The following is a 16,230-nucleotide window of genomic DNA, read 5'->3' on the forward strand; positions in this document are numbered from 1 at the left end:
CCACCGTGATGTCGGCCAGCCACTATGCCTACCTCGGCCCCGAGGGCACCTTCACCGAGGCCGCGCTGCGGTCCCTGCCGGAGGCCGCCACGCGCGAGCTGGTTCCGATGGTCTCGGTTCCGGCGGCGCTGGACGCCGTGCGCGGCGGTGCGGCGGCGGCCGCTCTGGTCCCGATCGAGAACTCGGTCGAGGGCGGGGTCACCGCGACCCTCGACGAGCTGGCCACGGGCGAACCGCTGACCATCTACCGCGAGGTGCTGCTGCCGATCAGCTTCGCGCTGCTGGCGCGGCAGGGCACCACGATCGCGGACGTGAAGACCGTGACCGGGCACCCGGTGTCCCAGCCGCAGGTCCGCAACTGGCTCGCGGCGAACCTGCCGGACGCCCTGTGGGAGTCGGCGGCCTCGAACGCGGACGGTGCGCGGCTGGTGCAGGAGGGGCGGTACGACGCGGCGTTCGCGGGCGCGTTCGCGGGGCCGAAGTACGGCCTGGAGCCGCTGGTCACCGACATCCACGACGCGCCGAACGCCGTGACCCGCTTCGTCCTGGCGGGCCGCCCGGCCCGGCCCGCCGCCCGGACCGGCGCGGACAAGACGTCCGTGGTGATCTGGCTCGGCGACGACCACCCGGGCGCGCTGCTGGAGCTGCTGCAGGAGTTCTCGGCGCGCGGCGTCAACATGATGCGGATCGAGTCGCGCCCGACGGGCGAGGGCATCGGCCGCTACTGCTTCTCGGTGGACTGCGAGGGGCACATCACGGACCGGCGGGTGGGGTCGGCCCTGATGGGGCTGAAGCGGATCTGCCCGAAGGTGCGCTTCCTGGGCTCGTACCCGCGCGCGGGGGTGGATGCGGCGGATCTGGCTCCGCTGCGCGCCGGCACCTCGGACGAGGCGTTCGCGGAGGCCACGGAGTGGCTGGCCCGCTGCCAGGACGGGCGGGGCTGAGCACGGAGGGCGCGGAGCGCCGGGCCCGTCAACCAGGGGCCCGGGCTGCCGTCGCCAAAAAGTTATCCACAGGCTCGGCTTCGCGCTGGGGACAAGTCGACAACACCAACCCGGCAATGTCGACACATCACCACAGTCACCTCATCGGCTCACATCACCGGACATTGCGCACTCGTCACCGCAATTCCAAAGATCCGCTCTTCAGAGTGAGGGATTCCTCTCACAAAGAGTGTGTGAACGCGGTTCGATAGGGGAATCCATCGCCGAGCATTCGGCGGCCCCAACGATCACTGCTACATCCACAGATCTCACACACAGGCTGTGGATAACTCGTGAGTATCCCCCGGGGCCTGTGGACAACGAACGGCCAACTCGCCCCGCACACACGGGAAACCAGTCATCTCTTTGCCCCTTTTCGGGGAATGCGCACGCATTCCTTGACGGCGGTCCACACAGGAATTCCCAGACTTTCCCACAGCCCTAAACAGGGGCAAAAAGGGGCACAACGGAATTTCGCGTCGAGCCCCCGAGGTCACACCGGTAACCTGGGGGGGTGATTGACCTTCGCCTGCTCCGTGAGGACCCCGACCGTGTGCGCGCCTCCCAGCGCGCCCGTGGAGAAGACGTCGGCATCGTCGACGCGCTCCTCGAAGCCGACGAGCGGCGCAGGTCCTCCAGCGTCCGCTTCGACGAGCTGCGCTCCGAACAGAAGGCGCTCGGCAAGCTCATCCCCAAGGCCTCCGGGGACGAGAAGGCCGAGCTGCTGAAGAAGGCCGGTGAGCTGTCCGCCGCGGTCAAGGCCGCCGACGCCGAGCAGGACACGGCGGCCGAGGAGGCCCAGACCCTGCTGCGCCAGCTGGGCAACCTGGTCCACCCGGACGTCCCGGTGGGCGGCGAGGACGACTTCACCGTCCTGGAGACGGTCGGCACCCCGCGCGACTTCGCGGCCGAGGGCATCACCCCCAAGGACCACCTGGAGCTGGGCGAACTGCTCGGCGCGATCGACACCGAGCGCGGCGCCAAGGTCTCCGGCTCGCGCTTCTACTACCTGACGGGCGTCGGCGCGCTGCTGGAGTTCGCGCTGGTGAACGCGGCGATGGCGCAGGCCACCGCGGCGGGCTTCACTCCGATGCTCACCCCCGCGCTGGTCAAGCCGAAGGCCATGGAGGGCACCGGCTTCCTGGGCCAGGCCGCGGAGGACGTCTACCACCTGGACAAGGACGACCTCTACCTGGTCGGCACCTCCGAGGTCCCGCTGGCCGCGTACCACATGGACGAGATCCTGGACGCCGAGCAACTCCCCCGGCGTTACGCGGGCTTCTCCTCCTGCTTCCGCCGCGAGGCCGGGTCGTACGGCAAGGACACCCGGGGCATCTTCCGGGTGCACCAGTTCGACAAGGTCGAGATGTTCGTCTACACGACGCCGGAGGAGGCCGAGACCGAGCACCAGCGGCTGCTGGAGTGGGAGAAGCAGTGGCTGACCTCGCTGGAGCTGCCGTTCCGGGTGGTCGACCTGGCCTCGGGTGACCTGGGCTCGTCCGCGACGCGGAAGTTCGACTGCGAGGCGTGGGTCCCGACCCAGGGGAAGTACCGCGAGCTGACCTCGACGTCCAACACCACCGAGTTCCAGTCCCGGCGGCTGTCGATCCGGATGCGCGAGGGCAAGAAGGTCCGTCCGCTGGCGACGCTGAACGGCACGCTGTGCGCGGTCACCCGGACGATCGTCGCGATCCTGGAGAACCACCAGCAGGCCGACGGTTCGGTGCGGGTGCCCGAGGCGCTGCGGCCGTTCCTGGGCGGGCGCGAGGTCCTGGCACCGGTCGCCCGGTGAGCGCCGGGGACCTTCCGTACGGCCTGGTCGCGACGGACCTCGACGGGACCCTGCTCCGCCCCGACCACACCGTCTCGGCCCGTACCCGCGCCGCGCTCGCCGCGGCCACCTCGGCCGGTGCCGCCCATATCGTCGTCACCGGGCGCACAGTCCCGGTGGCCCGGCACATATTGGACGACCTCGGCTACGACGGGCTCGCGGTGTGCGGCCAGGGCGCGCAGCTGTACCACGCGGGCGAGCACCGGCTGCTGACCTCCGTCACGCTCGACCGCCAGGTGGCCATGCTGGCGCTGGAGAAGATCGAGGCGGAGACCGGTCCGCTGCTGCTGGCCGCCGCCCGCGACGGTCTCGACGGCGAGGTGCTGTTCGGCCCGGGGTACCGGGTGGGGCACGGGGACATGCCGGTCACCTCCTTCACGGACCACGACGAGGTGTGGTCCGCGCCCATCAGCAAGCTCTACATCCAGCACGCCGAGCTGGGCGACGACGCGCTGGCGGACGCCGCGCGGGTCGCCGCCGGGGGTCTGGTCGGGGTGACGATGGCGGGCGAGGGACTGGTGGAGCTGCTGCCGCTGGGGCTGACCAAGGCCACGGGCCTCTCGCTGGCCGCCCGCAGGCTGAAGGTGACGGCCGCGGACACCATCGCCTTCGGCGACATGCCGAACGACATCCCGATGTTCGGCTGGGCGAAGCACGGAGTCGCGATGGCTAACGCGCACGACGCGCTGAAGGCCGTCGCCGACGAGATCACCGCCTCCCATGAGGAGGACGGCATCGCGGTGGTGCTGGAGCGCCTCTTCGGCTGACTTTTCGGCGGATGACGTGTACGACGGGCGGCCCGGGGCGGGCCGCCCGTCGTCATGTGATCCGGCTCAGCCGAGGTTCTTCACAGCCTGGTAGTAGGTCCACGCGGTGCCGTCGCAGGCGGTCTTCTTCGCACCGGTGTAGGCGGCGCACACCCGCTTGAGGTCCTCGTAGAAGGCGCTGTCGATACGGGCCTTGTTGGCGTCGAAGATGCCGAGCGCCTTGTGGTTGCGGTACCCGAAGTCATGGCGGGCGCAGGAGGTCTGGAAGGGGAAGCCGAAGGGGTTGTCGGGCGAGGTGCTGCAGTAGTCGGTGGACCAGTCGAACGCGTACGCGGCCCACGCGGCCTGGTTGCCCCGGGCCGCGACCCAGGCGTTGTAGCTGCTGGCGCTGGTCTGGGTCCAGTTCGCGAGCACCTGTGCCTTGTCGGCGGGGACGGCCTGGGCGGGCGTGGCCAGGGCGACGGTGGCGGCCGCGGTGACGGCGGTGGCGGCGAGACTCGTGGCGAGACTGGTGGCGAGACGACGCATTCCGGTTTCCTCCCGTTGGGTGCTGACGGCAGCTCAAACCGTCCGCGTGAGGCGCGGGTTGCGGGTCGGTGTGAGGTGGCGCACATCCAGAGTTCGGCAGGTTCCTGACAAGCGTCAAGATCTGGACCGGCGTATTGATGAACAGAGTTCAACCAGCGGGGATTCGGAGGTTCCTCCAAGAAGCCCCGGGTCAGGGGCAGTTCAGGGAGTGCGCCGCGGCGGGTTGTGCGGTGAGGCGAGCAGCGGTCCCGGGCCCTTGATCTTGCGGATCGTCGGCGACGTCTCCATGTGCCGTACGGCGGGCAGCGCGGCGACCCGCGTCGTCAGATAGGCGTAGAGCGCCGGTACATCGCGGCACACCACGGTCGCGAACAGATTGTTCGGCCCCGTGGTCGCGCACGCGAACGCCACCTCGGGATGGTCCGCGAGCGCCTGCCCGGTGGCGTGCAGCTCCGACGGCGGCACCGACAGCCACAGCGCGGTCGTGATCCCCTGCCCGAACACCGCGCGGCCGTAGTCGACGTCGAAGTACAGCGTGCCGTCGGCGCGCAGGGCGGCGAGCCGACGGCGCACCGTCGACTGCGACCAGCCGGTGGCGGCCGCGAGTTCGGCCAGCGGCGCCCGCCCGTCCCGGGCGAGGACCTCCAGCAGCTTCCGGTCGTCGGCCCCCAGCGGCTCCCGGGGCTCTGTTGCGGGGGGTTCCACGGCGGGCGGGCTCAGCAGTGCGGCCTGCTCGGCGGTCAGCGACCCGGACTTGGTGACCAGGCCCTTCGGCCCGCCGAAGAACTCGTGCAGCACACAGTGCGCGCTCACCCCCACCACCCGGGGCGTGCGCGGCAGCTTGCCCAGCAGCAGCTGGTCGCTGTCCCAGCCGGACTCCGCCCGGGCCATGGCCACGACCTCGGTGCCGTTGGACATCATGCTCACCCAGGAGGTGTCCTGGCGGCGGGCCAGCGCCTCGGCCACCGCCAGGGCCGCGTCCGGCAGGCACCGCACCCGCACCATCCACATCACCTCGCCGACCGCCGACGGATCGACGAGCCCCAGCACCCGGATCGCCCCCGTGGTCCGCAGCCGGGTGTAGCGGCGCGCCACGGTCTGGTCGGAGACGCCCAGCACCTCCGCGATACGGCTGAACGGGGCCCGGCCGTCGAGTTGGAGGGCGTGCACCAGCGCCCGGTCCAGATCGTCGTACGCGTCGGATTTCACCGCTCCAAGCTAGCTGATGTCGCATAACGCCATCAGTACGGCACTGGCTGGAGGCGACACCCGTGCCATGGCGACCGTATGGGCCACGGGCCCCGGCGTCGGGCCGGCCCCCTGGTACCTCTCGGAGATCTCCCATGCGCAGCACCTGGTGGCCGCTGGCCGCCATCACACTCGGCAACTTCATGCTGCTGATAGACGTGACCATCGTGAACACCGCGCTGCCGCAGATGGCGCACGGACTGGACGCGTCCTTCACCTCCCTCCAGTGGGTGATGGACATCTACGCGCTGGCGCTCGCCGCGCTGATCATGGTGGCCGGTTCGGCGGCGGACCTCTTCGGCCGACGGCGGCTCTATCTGCTCGGCCTCACCGTCTTCGCGCTCTCCTCCCTGGCCTGCGGGCTCGCCCCGGACGCCGGGGTGCTGATCGCCGCCCGCGCCGTCCAGGGCATCGGGGCGGCGGCCATGTTCGCCGCCAACACCCCCCTGCTGATGGCCACCTACTCCGGACGCGCCCGCGGCGTCGCCTTCGGGGTGTGGGGCGGTATGAGCGGGGCGGCCGCGGCGGCGGGCCCGGTGCTGGGCGGGGTGCTCACCGAGTACGTCGACTGGCGGGCCATCTTCCTGGTCAACCTGCCGCTGACGGCGATCGCGGTCTGGATCACGCTCCGTACGGTCGGCGAATCGCGCGGCGCGCCGGGAGCGCGCATCGACTGGCCGGGCGCCGCCTTCTTCACCGCGTGCGCCGGTGGGCTGACGTACGGGCTGATGCGGGGCGGCGAGGAGGGCTGGTCCGACACCGGAGCGGTCGTCGCCCTGACGGGTGCCGCGCTCGCGCTGATCGCCTTCGTCGCGGTGGAGCGCCGGGCCCGGCAGCCCCTGCTCGACCTGCGGCTGCTGCGCCGCCCGTCCTTCGCGGCGCTGATGGCGGCCGCCCTGCTGCTCCAGGCGGCGGCCTTCCCCTACCTCACCTACGCCGGGCTGTGGCTGCAGTCCGTCCTCGACATGAGTCCGGTACGGGCCGGGCTCGCGGTGACACCGATGGCGGGGGTCGCGCTGATCGTCGGCGCGGCGGGCGGGCGCCTGCTGGACAAGGTCGCGCCGGGGCGCGCGCTCGGCGGCGGACTGCTGCTGGTGGGCGCGGGCGCACTCGTCAACGCCACGCTGGTGGACGCCTCTTCGGACTGGATGTCCCTCGCCCCGGGCCTGGGGCTGGCGGGCCTCGGCATCGGCCTCGCCATACCCGTCCTGGTGTCGGCGGCCCTCGGCGCCGCCCCGCCGGAGCGGGCGGGCATGGCCAGCGGCGCGGTGAACACCTTCCGCCAGCTGGGCTACGCGCTCGGCATCGCGGTCCTGGGCACGGTCTTCTCGACGCGGGTGCGGGACGCGGTCACCGCCAGCGGCACCGTCCCGCCCCGGGCCACCGGCCAGGCGGCCGACGCGATCTCCGGCGGCCACTCCGACGCCGTCGTCGCCGCCGCCCCACCGACCCACGCGGCCGCGGCCCGCGCCCTGGTCCACGAGTCGTTCGCCTCCGGCCTCGACCGGATCTGCCTGATCTCCGGCATCGCGGCCCTGGCCGCGGGCCTCCTCGTCCTCACCACCGTCCGAGACCGCCCCAACCCCCCGACCCCGGAGCGACAGCCCGCCCCGTCCCCAACCGAGCCGGTCACGGCGTGACCGCGGCTCCGGTGGCCGTCAACACGGCGGAGTCGCGTAACCGTCCTGCGGTCGGATCGTTGTTCTAGATGACGCGTTATGCGCGGAGGCAACGCGGGCTAGAAGCTCCGGCCGGGCGACGGATCGACGGACAGCGATGTCACGTCGGTTGGGTCCGAATGGGGTAAGCAGCCTCCGCTCCTGGTCCCTGGATACGGGCGGCCAAGCGCCCCTGGCTTGTGGGGCACGCCATCACCCGTATCCACACCGGAAGGCACACCCATGCCACCCGAGACCGCACTGCTGGAGTCGCGCGCGCTGCGCGACAGCGTGATCGAACGGACCGACGCCCTCGACAAGGTCAAGGTCTTGTCCATGCTCCCCGACGGGGTTCACGTCACCACGCGAATCGTCGCGACGTACTTCGAGGTTGGGGAAGAAGCCATCAAAAGTCTGGCCAAGCGACACCGGGAGGAGTTCCACAGCAACGGGATGCACACCCTCCGAGGCCCTGACCTGCAGTCCTTCCATAGGTCCAACGTGGACCTATGGGATTCGAGTTATCCACAGGCCATCACGCAGCTGACCCTCTACCCCCGTCGCGCGGTGCTCAACGTCGCCATGCTCCTGCGGGACAGCGATATCGCGAGGCGGGTACGGATGTATCTCCTCGACGTCGAGGAGCGCGTCCGGGCGGGGCGGGAATCCGGCCCGGAGCGGCTCCCGCTCGAACAGATCCTCACCGAGCGGCTGCTGGAGGGGCCGATCGGCACCCGGCTCGACGCCGTCGAATCGCGGCTGGCCGATGTCGGTTCCGCGCTGCGGGAGCTGGCTCCGTGGCTGGCCAGGATGTCGGCCCGGCTGGACGGCATGGATCAGCGGCTCGACGCGCACGGGCGGGTGATCTGCGCCATGAGTGAGCGGCTCTGCGATCTCGGCGAGGACATGAAGGAAGTCCGCCGGGATGTCGCCCGGCTCAAGGCCGCGGCGGAGCCGCGGCGTTCGGCTCGGGGCAAGGGGCGGCGTCGGCGGTAGTCAGCTGGGTCCCGGGCGGCCCAGCAGCCGCGCCGCACCGCCGCAGCCCCGCGTTCACAGCTCGTCCGCAGGCGGCGGAGGGGATACGGACAACTCCGGCCGCCACGCTCGCTGTCATCAGGGCACCGAACGAGGATCGGAGGACGGGATGAACCGCGAGGAAATGACCGGCGCGCGGTCGTGGCGGCGGATGCTGCGGGCGCCGTGGATCGTGGCCGGTGCGGTCGCGACCGTACTGTTCGGCTCGTCCGCGACCGTGGCCTCGGCCCTCGACCAGGCCAACGCCGCCCCCGGACACAGCGTGGCGGCGGTCGTCACGACGACCGCCGCCACGGGCGAGACCGGCCGCTTCGTCAACCGCTGGCGGCCGTAGATGCCCTAGGAGGTGCTCACTCCTCGCCCGCGAGGGTCAGGGAGCGCATCTTGTGGCCCGCGTACCAGGTGGCGGCCGCGGTCACGACGATCAGCAGGATGACGCTGGCCGTCAGGCCCATGTCCGAGGTGACCGTCTCGTCCGTGATCTTCTGGGCGATCGCCAGCGACCACTGCTGGACGCTGAGGGCCCTCGCCCCGGCCACCAGGCTGCCGAAGAACGCCTCCCAGACCAGGGCGTAGACCAGGCCGACCACGACCGCGTGCCGGGTGACGGTGCCCAGCAGCAGGAAGATGGCGCTGTAGCAGACGGACGCGACGGCGGCGGCCACGGCGTAACCGACCGCCATGTTGTGCGCGTTGCCGTTGAGGATGAAGCCCGCCAGCAGCGTGGGCACGGCCGAGAAGGCGACCGTGACGCCGATCGCGACGACCAGCTTGGTGAAGATGATCGTCGGTCGCTTCACCGGCTTGGCCAGCAGATAGATGACCGAGCCGTCGTCGATCTCCGGGCCGATCGCCCCGGTCCCGGCGATCACGCCGATCAGCGGGACCATGGTGGCGATCGCGAAGCCGCCCAGAAGGGAGTTGGCGGTGGAGTCGTCGACGCCGGTCAGCAGCCGGACGGCGAGCGAGATGGCCACCAGCAGCGCGGGCAGCAGGAAGAGGATCATCGCGCGGCGGCGGCCGAGCAGGGCTCGGTAGGTGAGCCGGGCGACGGTGGGATGGTAGAGCGCGGACATCGCAGGGGCTCCTTTCAGGCCGCGACGAGGTAGGAGAACACGCTCTCCAGGGACTCGTCGGAGGGCGAGACCGTGAGGAGCCTGATGCCCTGTTCACGGGCGACACGGGGCAGCAGTTCGGTGAAGCGCGTGAAGTCGACGGCCTGGATGTGCAGTCCGCCGTCGGCACCACCGCTCGTGTCCACCTGGATGCCGGTGGTCGACGGGTCGGCGATGAGGGCGGCGGCGAGCGCGCGGTCGTCGCTGGACCGTACGAGGTAGCGGTGCGGACGGTCCGTCATCAGCCGCCGGATCTTGCGGAAGTCGCCGGAGGCGGCGTGCCGTCCCGCGACGATCACCTCGATGTGCGAGGCCAGTTGCTCGACCTCCTCCAGGATGTGCGAGGAGAACAGCACCGTACGGCCCTCCGCGCCCATCCGCCGCAGCAGCTCCATCAGCTGCATCCGCTGGCGCGGGTCCATGCCGTTGAACGGCTCGTCGAGGAGCAGCACGGACGGCTCGTGGACCAGGGCGGAGGCCATCTTCACGCGCTGGCGCATGCCCTTGCTGTACGTGGAGATCTTGCGCGCCCCCGCGTAGTCCATCTCGACGGTGTCGAGCGCCTTGCGGGCGGCGGCGCGGGGATCGGGCAGCCCGTGCAGTTCGGCGTTGGCGATGACGAACTCGCGGCCGGTGAGGAAGTCGTACATCCCCTCGCGCTCGGGCACGATGCCGATGTGGCGGTAGGCCTGCTCGTTGCGCCAGATCGCGGCGCCGTCGAGGGTGACGCTCCCGGTGGAGGGGGCCAGGAAGCCGCCCATCATGTTGATGAGGGTGGACTTCCCCGCGCCGTTGGGGCCGAGTAGCCCGGTGACCCCCGGGCTGATGGTCATGGTCACGTCGTTGACGGCCACGACGTTCCCGAACCAGCGCGAGACGTTGTCGATGGCGATCGTGGTCACAGCCCGACCTTTCGGTAGCGGCGCATCAGCAGCCCGAACGAGCCGGCGATCAGGCCGAGGAGGACGAGGACGTAGACGGCGCCGGGCGCGGCACCCGGGCCGAAGCCGCCGGGGAAGGACGACTCGGCGCCGAGGAACGCCGTCTGCACCCCGTCGATGATCGTGACCGGCGAGAACAGCCCGAGCCAGCGCACGACGCCGGTGGAGTCCTGGGCGAGCGCGATGGCCTGGACGGTGGACACCGCGCCGTAGGAAATGGTCAGGACGGCGATGACGGCGGCGACGCCGAAGCCGCGCCGCGGGGTAACCGCCGCGATGACCAGGCTGATACCGGCGAAGAGGAGCGAGAGCAGACCCACGGAGACCAGTCCTTGCGCGAAGCCCTTCGTCTGGTCGGCGAAATCGAGCTTGGCGAGCAGGGCCCCGGCATACAGGATCACCAGGGGCGCGGCGGTGAGCAGGAAGAGGGCGGAGGCCATGGCGCCGAACTTGGCCACCACGTAGTCCACCGTTTCGATGGGGCGCGAGAAGTAGAGCGGGATCGTCTTGAAGCGCAGATCGCGGGAGACGGCCTGCGGCGCCTGGGCGGCGATGTAGAGGCCGATCACCGCCTGGAACATGATCGCGTAACGGGTGTACTCGACCGGGAGGTCCTTGAGGTTGGTCGCGATCGCGACCGAGACGATGATCGCCGCGGGCGCGCACATCACGGCGAACAGCAGCATCGGCGCGACCTTGGACTTCGCCGAGCGGCCGAGGCCGTAGGCGCCGCGCAGGGTCTGGACGAAGAGCGAGCGGCGGGCGTAGGCACGGCCGAGCCGGGGGCCCTCGTAGTGGCGGTAGCCGATGTTGTGAATGACGTCGGCACGCTGCTGGGGCACGGTCTCAGACGGCATCGACGGCACCTCCGTTTCCGTTGCCCGCACTGTCGCTGTCGACGCCTTCGCTGCCGCCTGCGCTGTCGGAGCTGAAGATCTCCGCCATGCGGTGGCGGCGCTGTTCCATGCGGACCAGGCCGAGGCCGAGACCGGCGATGGCGTCCCGGACCGTGTCGTACGTCTCCTCGCCCGCGACGTCCACGAGCAGCAGGTGTTCGGAGGCGGGCGCGCCGTCCGCGCCGCGGCCCGCGGGCGAGGCGGCGAGCCCGACCCGGTCGAGGGCGGCGCGCAGCGCGGCGGTGCCGTCCGGGTGCTCGTCGGTGTCGGTGACCTCGACCGCGAGGGAGGCCGTCACCTGGGTGAAGTCGCTGGTGGAGCTGGAGCGCAGCAGCTTGCCACCGTCGATGACCACCACGTGGTCGCAGGTGCGCTCCAGTTCACCGAGCAGATGCGAGGTGACCAGGACCGAGATGCCGAAGTCGGTGTAGATGCGGCGGATCAGGCCGAGCATGTCGTCGCGGCCGACCGGGTCGAGGCCGTTCGTCGGCTCGTCCAGCAGGACCAGCTTCGGGTCGTGCACCAGCGCCTGGGCGAGCTTGACGCGCTGCTTCATACCGGTCGAATAGCCGCCGATGGGGCGATATCGCTCCTCGTACAGCCCGACGTGGCGCAGCGTGTCGGCGGTGCGCTCGCGGGCGGCGGACACCGGTAGCCCGGACATGCGCGCCATGTGGACGACGAACTCCGTCGCCGACACATCGGGCGGCAGGCAGTCGTGCTCGGGCATATAGCCGACGCTCTCGCGGATGGCGCTGCCCTCCGTGGCCACGTCGAGGCCGAGAACGGCGGCACGCCCCTCGCTGGCGGGGGACAGACCGAGCAGGATCTTGATCAGAGTCGACTTACCGGCACCGTTGGCACCCACCAGGCCGGTGACGCCTGGTGTGATGTCGACGGACAGCCGGTCGAGCGCGGTGACCCTGGGGAACCGCTTGCTCAGGCTTTCGGTGGCGATCACAGTCACGCGTTCGACGGTAGTGGTGTGAGCCACAGTCCACGTCACCCCAGACGGTTGTCTTTTCGTAGTCCTCGGGTCTGACATGCCCGTAAGGGGTAGGGGGCCGGTCCGGGCCCGTCACGCCCGCGCGGCGGCCGGGGCGAGCCGGGCCTTGGCGCGCTCCGGGTAGCGGGCGGTGAACAGGAGGGGGAGGACGAACCCGGCGACCTGCACGGCGAGCGGCACCCAGGCGTCCAGACCGGCGGCCACCGAGGCGGCGAGCGCCGCGGCGGTCAGGGTGAAGGCGCCCGCCCAGACCGAGGAGATCACCACGTTGATCCGCCGGAACACCGCGGTGTGCCACACCTCGCGCGGCGCCTGCCGCCGGGCGATACCGGTGGTGAAGGGGTGCCCGACGGCGAGCGTCGCCGAGGCGGTGATGGCCAGCCAGCCCATCGACAGCGCTCCGCAGTACTCCTTGAGGCCGCTGTCGGGCCGAGCGAAGGCCCAGGTGGTCAGCACCGCGAAGAACAGCACCGTGCTGGCGTTCAGGATCAGGGCGTCCGCGGCCACCCCCTCCCTGCGGTACTGGACCAGCAGCCAGCCGCCCAGCACCAGCCCGGACAGCGCGCCCCACTGCCAGCCCAGCAACGCCACGAAGGAGAAGGCGATCCATGGGGTGAATCCGCGCAGGTAACTCATGTCCGCTCCGCGTGCCCCCGGCAGCCGCGGAAAAACTCGTCACTGGAGGCCGGGCGCGCCCCACACCGGGAACCAGCGGCTCAGGTCCTGCTCGATCCGCAGATCGTCCCCGAGCAGCGCCCGCACCTGGAGTTCCAGCGCGTTGTCCCGCTTCTCGGCGGCGCCCGGCAGCGGTGCGAAGGGATAGAACGTGCCGCGCTTGTAGAGGTAGACGAGCGCGAGCGAACGCCCCGCCGCCTCGTGGAACCCGAGCAGCGAGCACAGCAGCTGGGGGCCGAACCCCCCGTCCTGGAGCAGCGTGTTGACCGCGTGGAGGTCGTTGACCAGGGCCGCCAGGTCGTCCGGCGGCTGCCGGGCCAGCAGCCAGGTGTAGCCGTAGCCGTCCCGGCTGAACTCCACCGGCACCCCGCCCCGGTCGGTGTCCGCGTCCAGCAGTTCCCGTACGTCGCTCTGCAGGCGGTCGAAGGCGCCGCCCTCGACGCTGGCGAAGCAGACCGATCCGAGCCCCGTCGGGGTGAACCCGGCCCCCGCCTCCAGGGTGATCGCGGCCGACGGCAGCCCGAAGAGCTGGTCGAGGTCGGGCCGTACGGGCTTGCTGCGGCCGAGGATGGCGTCGAGGAATCCCATGCGCCCTCAGCCCTTCCCAGGCTGGCCCAGCTGGGCGGAGATGCGCCCGAGCTGGTCGAGGCGCCGCTCCAGCGTCGGATGCGAGGACAGCAGCGTGCTGAGGCTCTGCCCGGAGAGCGCCGGGGCGAAGTAGAAGGCGTTGAACGGCTCGGCCTTGCGCAGATCGCGGGTCGGGATGCGGGCCATCTGCCCGGTCACCTTGGTGAGCGCGGCGGCGAGCGCCGAGGGGCGGCCGGTCAGCAGGGCACCGGCCCGGTCGGCGGACAGCTCGCGGTAGCGGGACAGCAGCCGGGTCAGCAGAAAGCTGATCGCGTAGACCACGGCGCTGACCAGCGGGATCAGCAGGACCGCTATCCCTACGTTGTTGTTGCGGCTGCTGCGGGACAGCCCGCCCCACAGGGCGGCCCGGGTCATGATGCCCGCGAGCACGCCGAGGAACGAGGCGATCGTCATGACCGCCACATCGCGGTGGGCGACATGGGACAGCTCATGGGCGAGGACGCCTTCCAGCTCGTCCGGCTCCAGCCGCCGCAGCAGCCCCGTCGTCGCGCACACCAGCGCGTTCTTCTGGCTGCGGCCGGTCGCGAACGCGTTCGGCACATCGGTGTCGGCGATCGCCACCCGAGGCTTCGGCATATCGGCCAGCGCGCACAGCCGGTCCACCGCGCCGTGCAGCTCGGGCGCCTGCTGCGGGGTGACCTCCCGGGCGCCCATGCTGAACGCCGCGATCTTGTCGCTGAACCAGAACTGCGCGATGAACAGCCCGCCCGCGATGAGCAGGATCAGCGGCCAGGCACCGCGCAGCAGCGCGATCAGCACACCGACGAAGACCACGTAGAGCAGGCCGATGAGGAACATGGTCATGACCATGCGGGTGGTCAGCCCACGGTCGGGGGCATAGCGGGTATGCGGCATGGGTGCCTCCACAGTCACCGAGGCGGCGAAAGCCTCTCTACCCGATTCTGCTCCTTATTCCGGCCTTCGCGGCATTTACGGCACCTTCAGAGGGCGGCGACCCGCTCCGCGCCCTCCGTGGCGATCTTCTCGAAGACCCCGGGGTCGGCCGCGAAGACCGAGTCGGCGATCGGCCAGTGCAGCACGATCTCGTCGATGCCCAGCCGCGCGTGCTCGCCCGCGAAGTCGACGAAGGCCTCCACCGAGCTGAGCGGACGGGCCCGGTCCGGGGTGAAGCCGGTGAGCAGGATCCTGTCCGGCGCGTCCGCTTCCCGCCCCGCCTCTGCGCAGGCCTTGCCGAGCCGCTCGACCTGGCGGCCGATGGCGGCCAGCGAATCGGCGGGCGTGCCCGTCTCGAAGAGCTTCGGATCGCCCGTGGTCACCCACGCCTGCCCGAACCGGGCCGCGAGCCGCATCCCGCGCGGGCCGGTGGCCGCGACCGCGAACGGCAGCCGGGGGCGCTGCGCGCAGCCGGGGATGTTGCGCACCTCGCGCGCGCTGTAGTGCTCACCCTCGTAGGTCACCACGTCGTGCGTCAGCAGCCGGTCGAGCAGCTCGGTGAACTCGGCGAACCGGTCCGCCCGCTCCCGCGGCGTCCACGGCTCCTCCGCGCCGCGCAGCAGCGCCGTCGCGTCGAAACCGTTGCCGCCCGCGCCGATGCCGAGGGTGACGCGCCCGCCGGAGATGTCGTCCAGCGAGATCAGCTCCTTGGCGAGCGTCACCGGGTGCCGGAAGTTGGGGGAGGTGACCAGCGTGCCCAGGCGCAGCCGGGACGTCGCCGCGGCGGCCGCCGTCAGCGTCGGCACCGCCCCGAACCAGGGCCCGTCCCGGAAGCTGCGCCAGGACAGGTGGTCGTAGGTGTACGCCGCGTGGAAACCCAGCTCCTCGGCGCGCTGCCATAGCTCCCTGCCGCCGTCGGCCCAGCGGTCGACGGGCAGGATCACGGTGCTCACTCGCATGGCGTCGAGCCTAAGCGGTGCCACTGACAGCCGTGCCACTGACAGCGGTGTCACCAACAGCGGCGGCGCACGGCCCGTACGGCGTGCAGGAGAGCGCCCTTCCCTCACCGATGAGCGGGCCATGCGGGAGGATGGGTGCCGTGACTCCAGCGATCGAGCAGCCCGAGAACCCGGCCCCTGACCGTTCCGCCTCCGCCACGCCCCGCCCCCGGCTGATCGCCACCGACCTCGACGGCACCCTGCTGCTGGACGACAAGACGGTCTCGGACCGCACCGTCGCGGCGCTCGCCGAGGCCGAGCGGGCGGGCATCGAGGTGTTCTTCGTCACCGGCCGCCCGGCGCGCTGGATGGACGTGGTCAGCGCCCATGTGCACGGGCACGGCCTGGCGATCTGCGCGAACGGCGCCGCCGTGGTCGACCTGCACCAGGGCGGCCTGCTGGTCGACGTCCGCCCGCTGGCCGCCGACCGGGCGCTGGCCGTCGTGGAGGCGCTGCGCCGGGCCGCGCCCGGCACGTCCTTCGCGGTCGAGCGCAGCGGCGGCATCTTCTACGAGCCGGAGTACCCGCCCTTCCACCTCGACCCGGGCGCGGTCATCGCCCCCGCCGAGAAGCTGCTCGACGACGGCTTCCCGCACGCCGACACCCCGGTCCTCAAGCTGCTCGCGCACCACAAGGAGCTGGCGCCGGACGCCTTCCTCCAGCTCGCGCGCGGCGTCGCGGGCGAGCACGGCGACTTCACCCGCTCCAGCCCGTCCGCCCTGCTGGAGGTCAGCGGACCGGGCGTCAGCAAGGCCTCCACCCTGGCCCGTTGCTGCGCCGAGCGCGGCATCGCGGCGGAGGAGGTCGTGGCGTTCGGCGACATGCCCAACGACCTGGAGATGCTGACCTGGGCGGGCACGTCGTACGCGATGGCCAACGCCCACCCGGACGTGCTCGCCGCCACCACGTACCACACCGGCGCCAACACCGAGGACGGTGTCGCGGCCGTCATCGAGCGGATCCTCGCGCGGTGAGCGCCCGGGGGCGTCGCGCATGAACACCGCCCC

At 71.3% G+C, this 16,230-nt stretch carries 17 protein-coding genes; 7 read left to right on the top strand and 10 right to left on the bottom strand.

Annotated features, from left to right (window positions below):
- Window positions 1-8: 8 nt before the first annotated feature.
- From pheA to ACFV9T_RS22845, 3 genes are all read left to right on the top strand, one after another.
- Complete coding sequence (pheA, locus tag ACFV9T_RS22835; protein WP_385443221.1) at window positions 9-944, top strand: prephenate dehydratase; 936 nt, start codon at window positions 9-11, stop codon at window positions 942-944.
- Between the two features lie 553 nt (window positions 945-1,497).
- Entirely contained in the window at window positions 1,498-2,775 is a 1,278-nt protein-coding gene (gene serS / locus ACFV9T_RS22840; RefSeq protein ID WP_385443223.1) for a serine--tRNA ligase, read from the top strand.
- A complete protein-coding gene (locus tag ACFV9T_RS22845) occupies window positions 2,772-3,581 on the top strand; it encodes an HAD family hydrolase (RefSeq protein WP_385443224.1) in 810 nt (269 codons plus the stop codon). The genes serS and ACFV9T_RS22845 overlap by 4 nt, the downstream gene beginning before the upstream one ends.
- 66 nt (window positions 3,582-3,647) lie before the next feature.
- Here the strand turns inward: ACFV9T_RS22845 and ACFV9T_RS22850 are convergent, their stop codons facing one another.
- Together ACFV9T_RS22850 and ACFV9T_RS22855 are read right to left on the bottom strand one after the other, a co-directional pair.
- Entirely contained in the window at window positions 3,648-4,109 is a 462-nt protein-coding gene (locus ACFV9T_RS22850) for a phospholipase (protein WP_385443227.1), read from the bottom strand.
- A 201-nt stretch (window positions 4,110-4,310) separates the two neighbouring features.
- A complete protein-coding gene (locus ACFV9T_RS22855) occupies window positions 4,311-5,318 on the bottom strand; it encodes an Lrp/AsnC family transcriptional regulator (RefSeq protein WP_385443229.1) in 1,008 nt (335 codons plus the stop codon).
- A gap of 134 nt (window positions 5,319-5,452) precedes the next feature.
- Here ACFV9T_RS22855 and ACFV9T_RS22860 point away from each other — a divergent pair, with 134 nt between their 5' ends.
- The 3 genes from ACFV9T_RS22860 to ACFV9T_RS22870 all read left to right on the top strand — a co-directional run bounded on the left by ACFV9T_RS22860 (window position 5,453) and on the right by ACFV9T_RS22870 (window position 8,384).
- Entirely contained in the window at window positions 5,453-6,997 is a 1,545-nt protein-coding gene (locus ACFV9T_RS22860) for an MFS transporter (RefSeq protein WP_385443230.1), read from the top strand.
- 261 nt (window positions 6,998-7,258) lie between these two features.
- Window positions 7,259-8,011, top strand: a complete 753-nt coding sequence (locus ACFV9T_RS22865) for a hypothetical protein (protein WP_385443232.1) — start codon at window positions 7,259-7,261, stop codon at window positions 8,009-8,011.
- A gap of 148 nt (window positions 8,012-8,159) precedes the next feature.
- Window positions 8,160-8,384 (top strand): hypothetical protein, encoded by a 225-nt coding sequence (locus tag ACFV9T_RS22870; RefSeq protein WP_385443235.1) that lies wholly within the window; start codon window positions 8,160-8,162, stop codon window positions 8,382-8,384.
- 16 nt (window positions 8,385-8,400) lie between these two features.
- On the opposite strand, the gene ACFV9T_RS22875 is transcribed toward ACFV9T_RS22870, so the two are convergent.
- The 8 genes from ACFV9T_RS22875 to ACFV9T_RS22910 all read right to left on the bottom strand — a co-directional run bounded on the left by ACFV9T_RS22875 (window position 8,401) and on the right by ACFV9T_RS22910 (window position 15,184).
- A complete protein-coding gene (locus ACFV9T_RS22875) occupies window positions 8,401-9,126 on the bottom strand; it encodes an ABC transporter permease subunit (RefSeq protein ID WP_385443238.1) in 726 nt (241 codons plus the stop codon).
- Window positions 9,127-9,140: 14 nt separating this feature from the next.
- The gene (locus ACFV9T_RS22880; protein ID WP_385443241.1) at window positions 9,141-10,067 is read right to left on the bottom strand and encodes an ABC transporter ATP-binding protein; all 927 of its coding nucleotides are present in this window, start codon (window positions 10,065-10,067) and stop codon (window positions 9,141-9,143) included.
- Entirely contained in the window at window positions 10,064-10,963 is a 900-nt protein-coding gene (locus ACFV9T_RS22885; protein WP_385443243.1) for an ABC transporter permease subunit, read from the bottom strand. The genes ACFV9T_RS22880 and ACFV9T_RS22885 overlap by 4 nt, the downstream gene beginning before the upstream one ends.
- Window positions 10,953-11,996 (bottom strand): ABC transporter ATP-binding protein, encoded by a 1,044-nt coding sequence (locus ACFV9T_RS22890; RefSeq protein WP_385443245.1) that lies wholly within the window; start codon window positions 11,994-11,996, stop codon window positions 10,953-10,955. Before ACFV9T_RS22890 ends, ACFV9T_RS22885 begins: the two co-directional genes overlap by 11 nt.
- Before the next feature lie 84 nt (window positions 11,997-12,080).
- Window positions 12,081-12,644, bottom strand: a complete 564-nt coding sequence (locus ACFV9T_RS22895) for a hypothetical protein (protein WP_385443248.1) — start codon at window positions 12,642-12,644, stop codon at window positions 12,081-12,083.
- Window positions 12,645-12,683: 39 nt separating this feature from the next.
- Window positions 12,684-13,271 carry a hypothetical protein gene (locus ACFV9T_RS22900; RefSeq protein ID WP_385443250.1) on the bottom strand — a complete coding sequence of 196 codons (588 nt, stop codon included), beginning with the start codon at window positions 13,269-13,271 and terminating at the stop codon, window positions 12,684-12,686.
- 6 nt (window positions 13,272-13,277) lie between these two features.
- Window positions 13,278-14,186 (bottom strand): zinc metalloprotease HtpX, encoded by a 909-nt coding sequence (gene htpX, locus ACFV9T_RS22905; RefSeq protein WP_385443251.1) that lies wholly within the window; start codon window positions 14,184-14,186, stop codon window positions 13,278-13,280.
- Window positions 14,187-14,272: 86 nt separating this feature from the next.
- Window positions 14,273-15,184 (bottom strand): LLM class flavin-dependent oxidoreductase, encoded by a 912-nt coding sequence (locus ACFV9T_RS22910; protein ID WP_385443252.1) that lies wholly within the window; start codon window positions 15,182-15,184, stop codon window positions 14,273-14,275.
- Window positions 15,185-15,315: 131 nt separating this feature from the next.
- On the opposite strand from ACFV9T_RS22910, the gene ACFV9T_RS22915 reads away from it, so the two are divergent.
- Complete coding sequence (locus tag ACFV9T_RS22915) at window positions 15,316-16,197, top strand: Cof-type HAD-IIB family hydrolase (protein ID WP_385443254.1); 882 nt, start codon at window positions 15,316-15,318, stop codon at window positions 16,195-16,197.
- Window positions 16,198-16,230: the final 33 nt, after the last annotated feature.

The sequence above is a fragment of the Streptomyces sp. NPDC059850 genome (assembly GCF_042731515.1).
Lineage (GTDB): Bacteria > Actinomycetota > Actinomycetes > Streptomycetales > Streptomycetaceae > Streptomyces.

Bases quoted from the DNA above. Each gene is read 5' to 3' on its own strand.
- pheA (WP_385443221.1), top strand. From the start codon at position 9: ATGTCGGCCAGCCACTATGCCTACCTCGGCCCCGAGGGCACCTTCACC.
- htpX (WP_385443251.1), bottom strand. From the start codon at position 14,186: ATGCCGCATACCCGCTATGCCCCCGACCGTGGGCTGACCACCCGCATG.
- ACFV9T_RS22885 (WP_385443243.1), bottom strand. From the start codon at position 10,963: ATGCCGTCTGAGACCGTGCCCCAGCAGCGTGCCGACGTCATTCACAAC.
- ACFV9T_RS22910 (WP_385443252.1), bottom strand. From the start codon at position 15,184: ATGCGAGTGAGCACCGTGATCCTGCCCGTCGACCGCTGGGCCGACGGC.
- ACFV9T_RS22870 (WP_385443235.1), top strand. From the start codon at position 8,160: ATGAACCGCGAGGAAATGACCGGCGCGCGGTCGTGGCGGCGGATGCTG.
- ACFV9T_RS22895 (WP_385443248.1), bottom strand. From the start codon at position 12,644: ATGAGTTACCTGCGCGGATTCACCCCATGGATCGCCTTCTCCTTCGTG.
- ACFV9T_RS22875 (WP_385443238.1), bottom strand. From the start codon at position 9,126: ATGTCCGCGCTCTACCATCCCACCGTCGCCCGGCTCACCTACCGAGCC.
- ACFV9T_RS22900 (WP_385443250.1), bottom strand. From the start codon at position 13,271: ATGGGATTCCTCGACGCCATCCTCGGCCGCAGCAAGCCCGTACGGCCC.
- ACFV9T_RS22865 (WP_385443232.1), top strand. From the start codon at position 7,259: ATGCCACCCGAGACCGCACTGCTGGAGTCGCGCGCGCTGCGCGACAGC.
- ACFV9T_RS22860 (WP_385443230.1), top strand. From the start codon at position 5,453: ATGCGCAGCACCTGGTGGCCGCTGGCCGCCATCACACTCGGCAACTTC.
- ACFV9T_RS22850 (WP_385443227.1), bottom strand. From the start codon at position 4,109: ATGCGTCGTCTCGCCACCAGTCTCGCCACGAGTCTCGCCGCCACCGCC.
- ACFV9T_RS22915 (WP_385443254.1), top strand. From the start codon at position 15,316: ATGGGTGCCGTGACTCCAGCGATCGAGCAGCCCGAGAACCCGGCCCCT.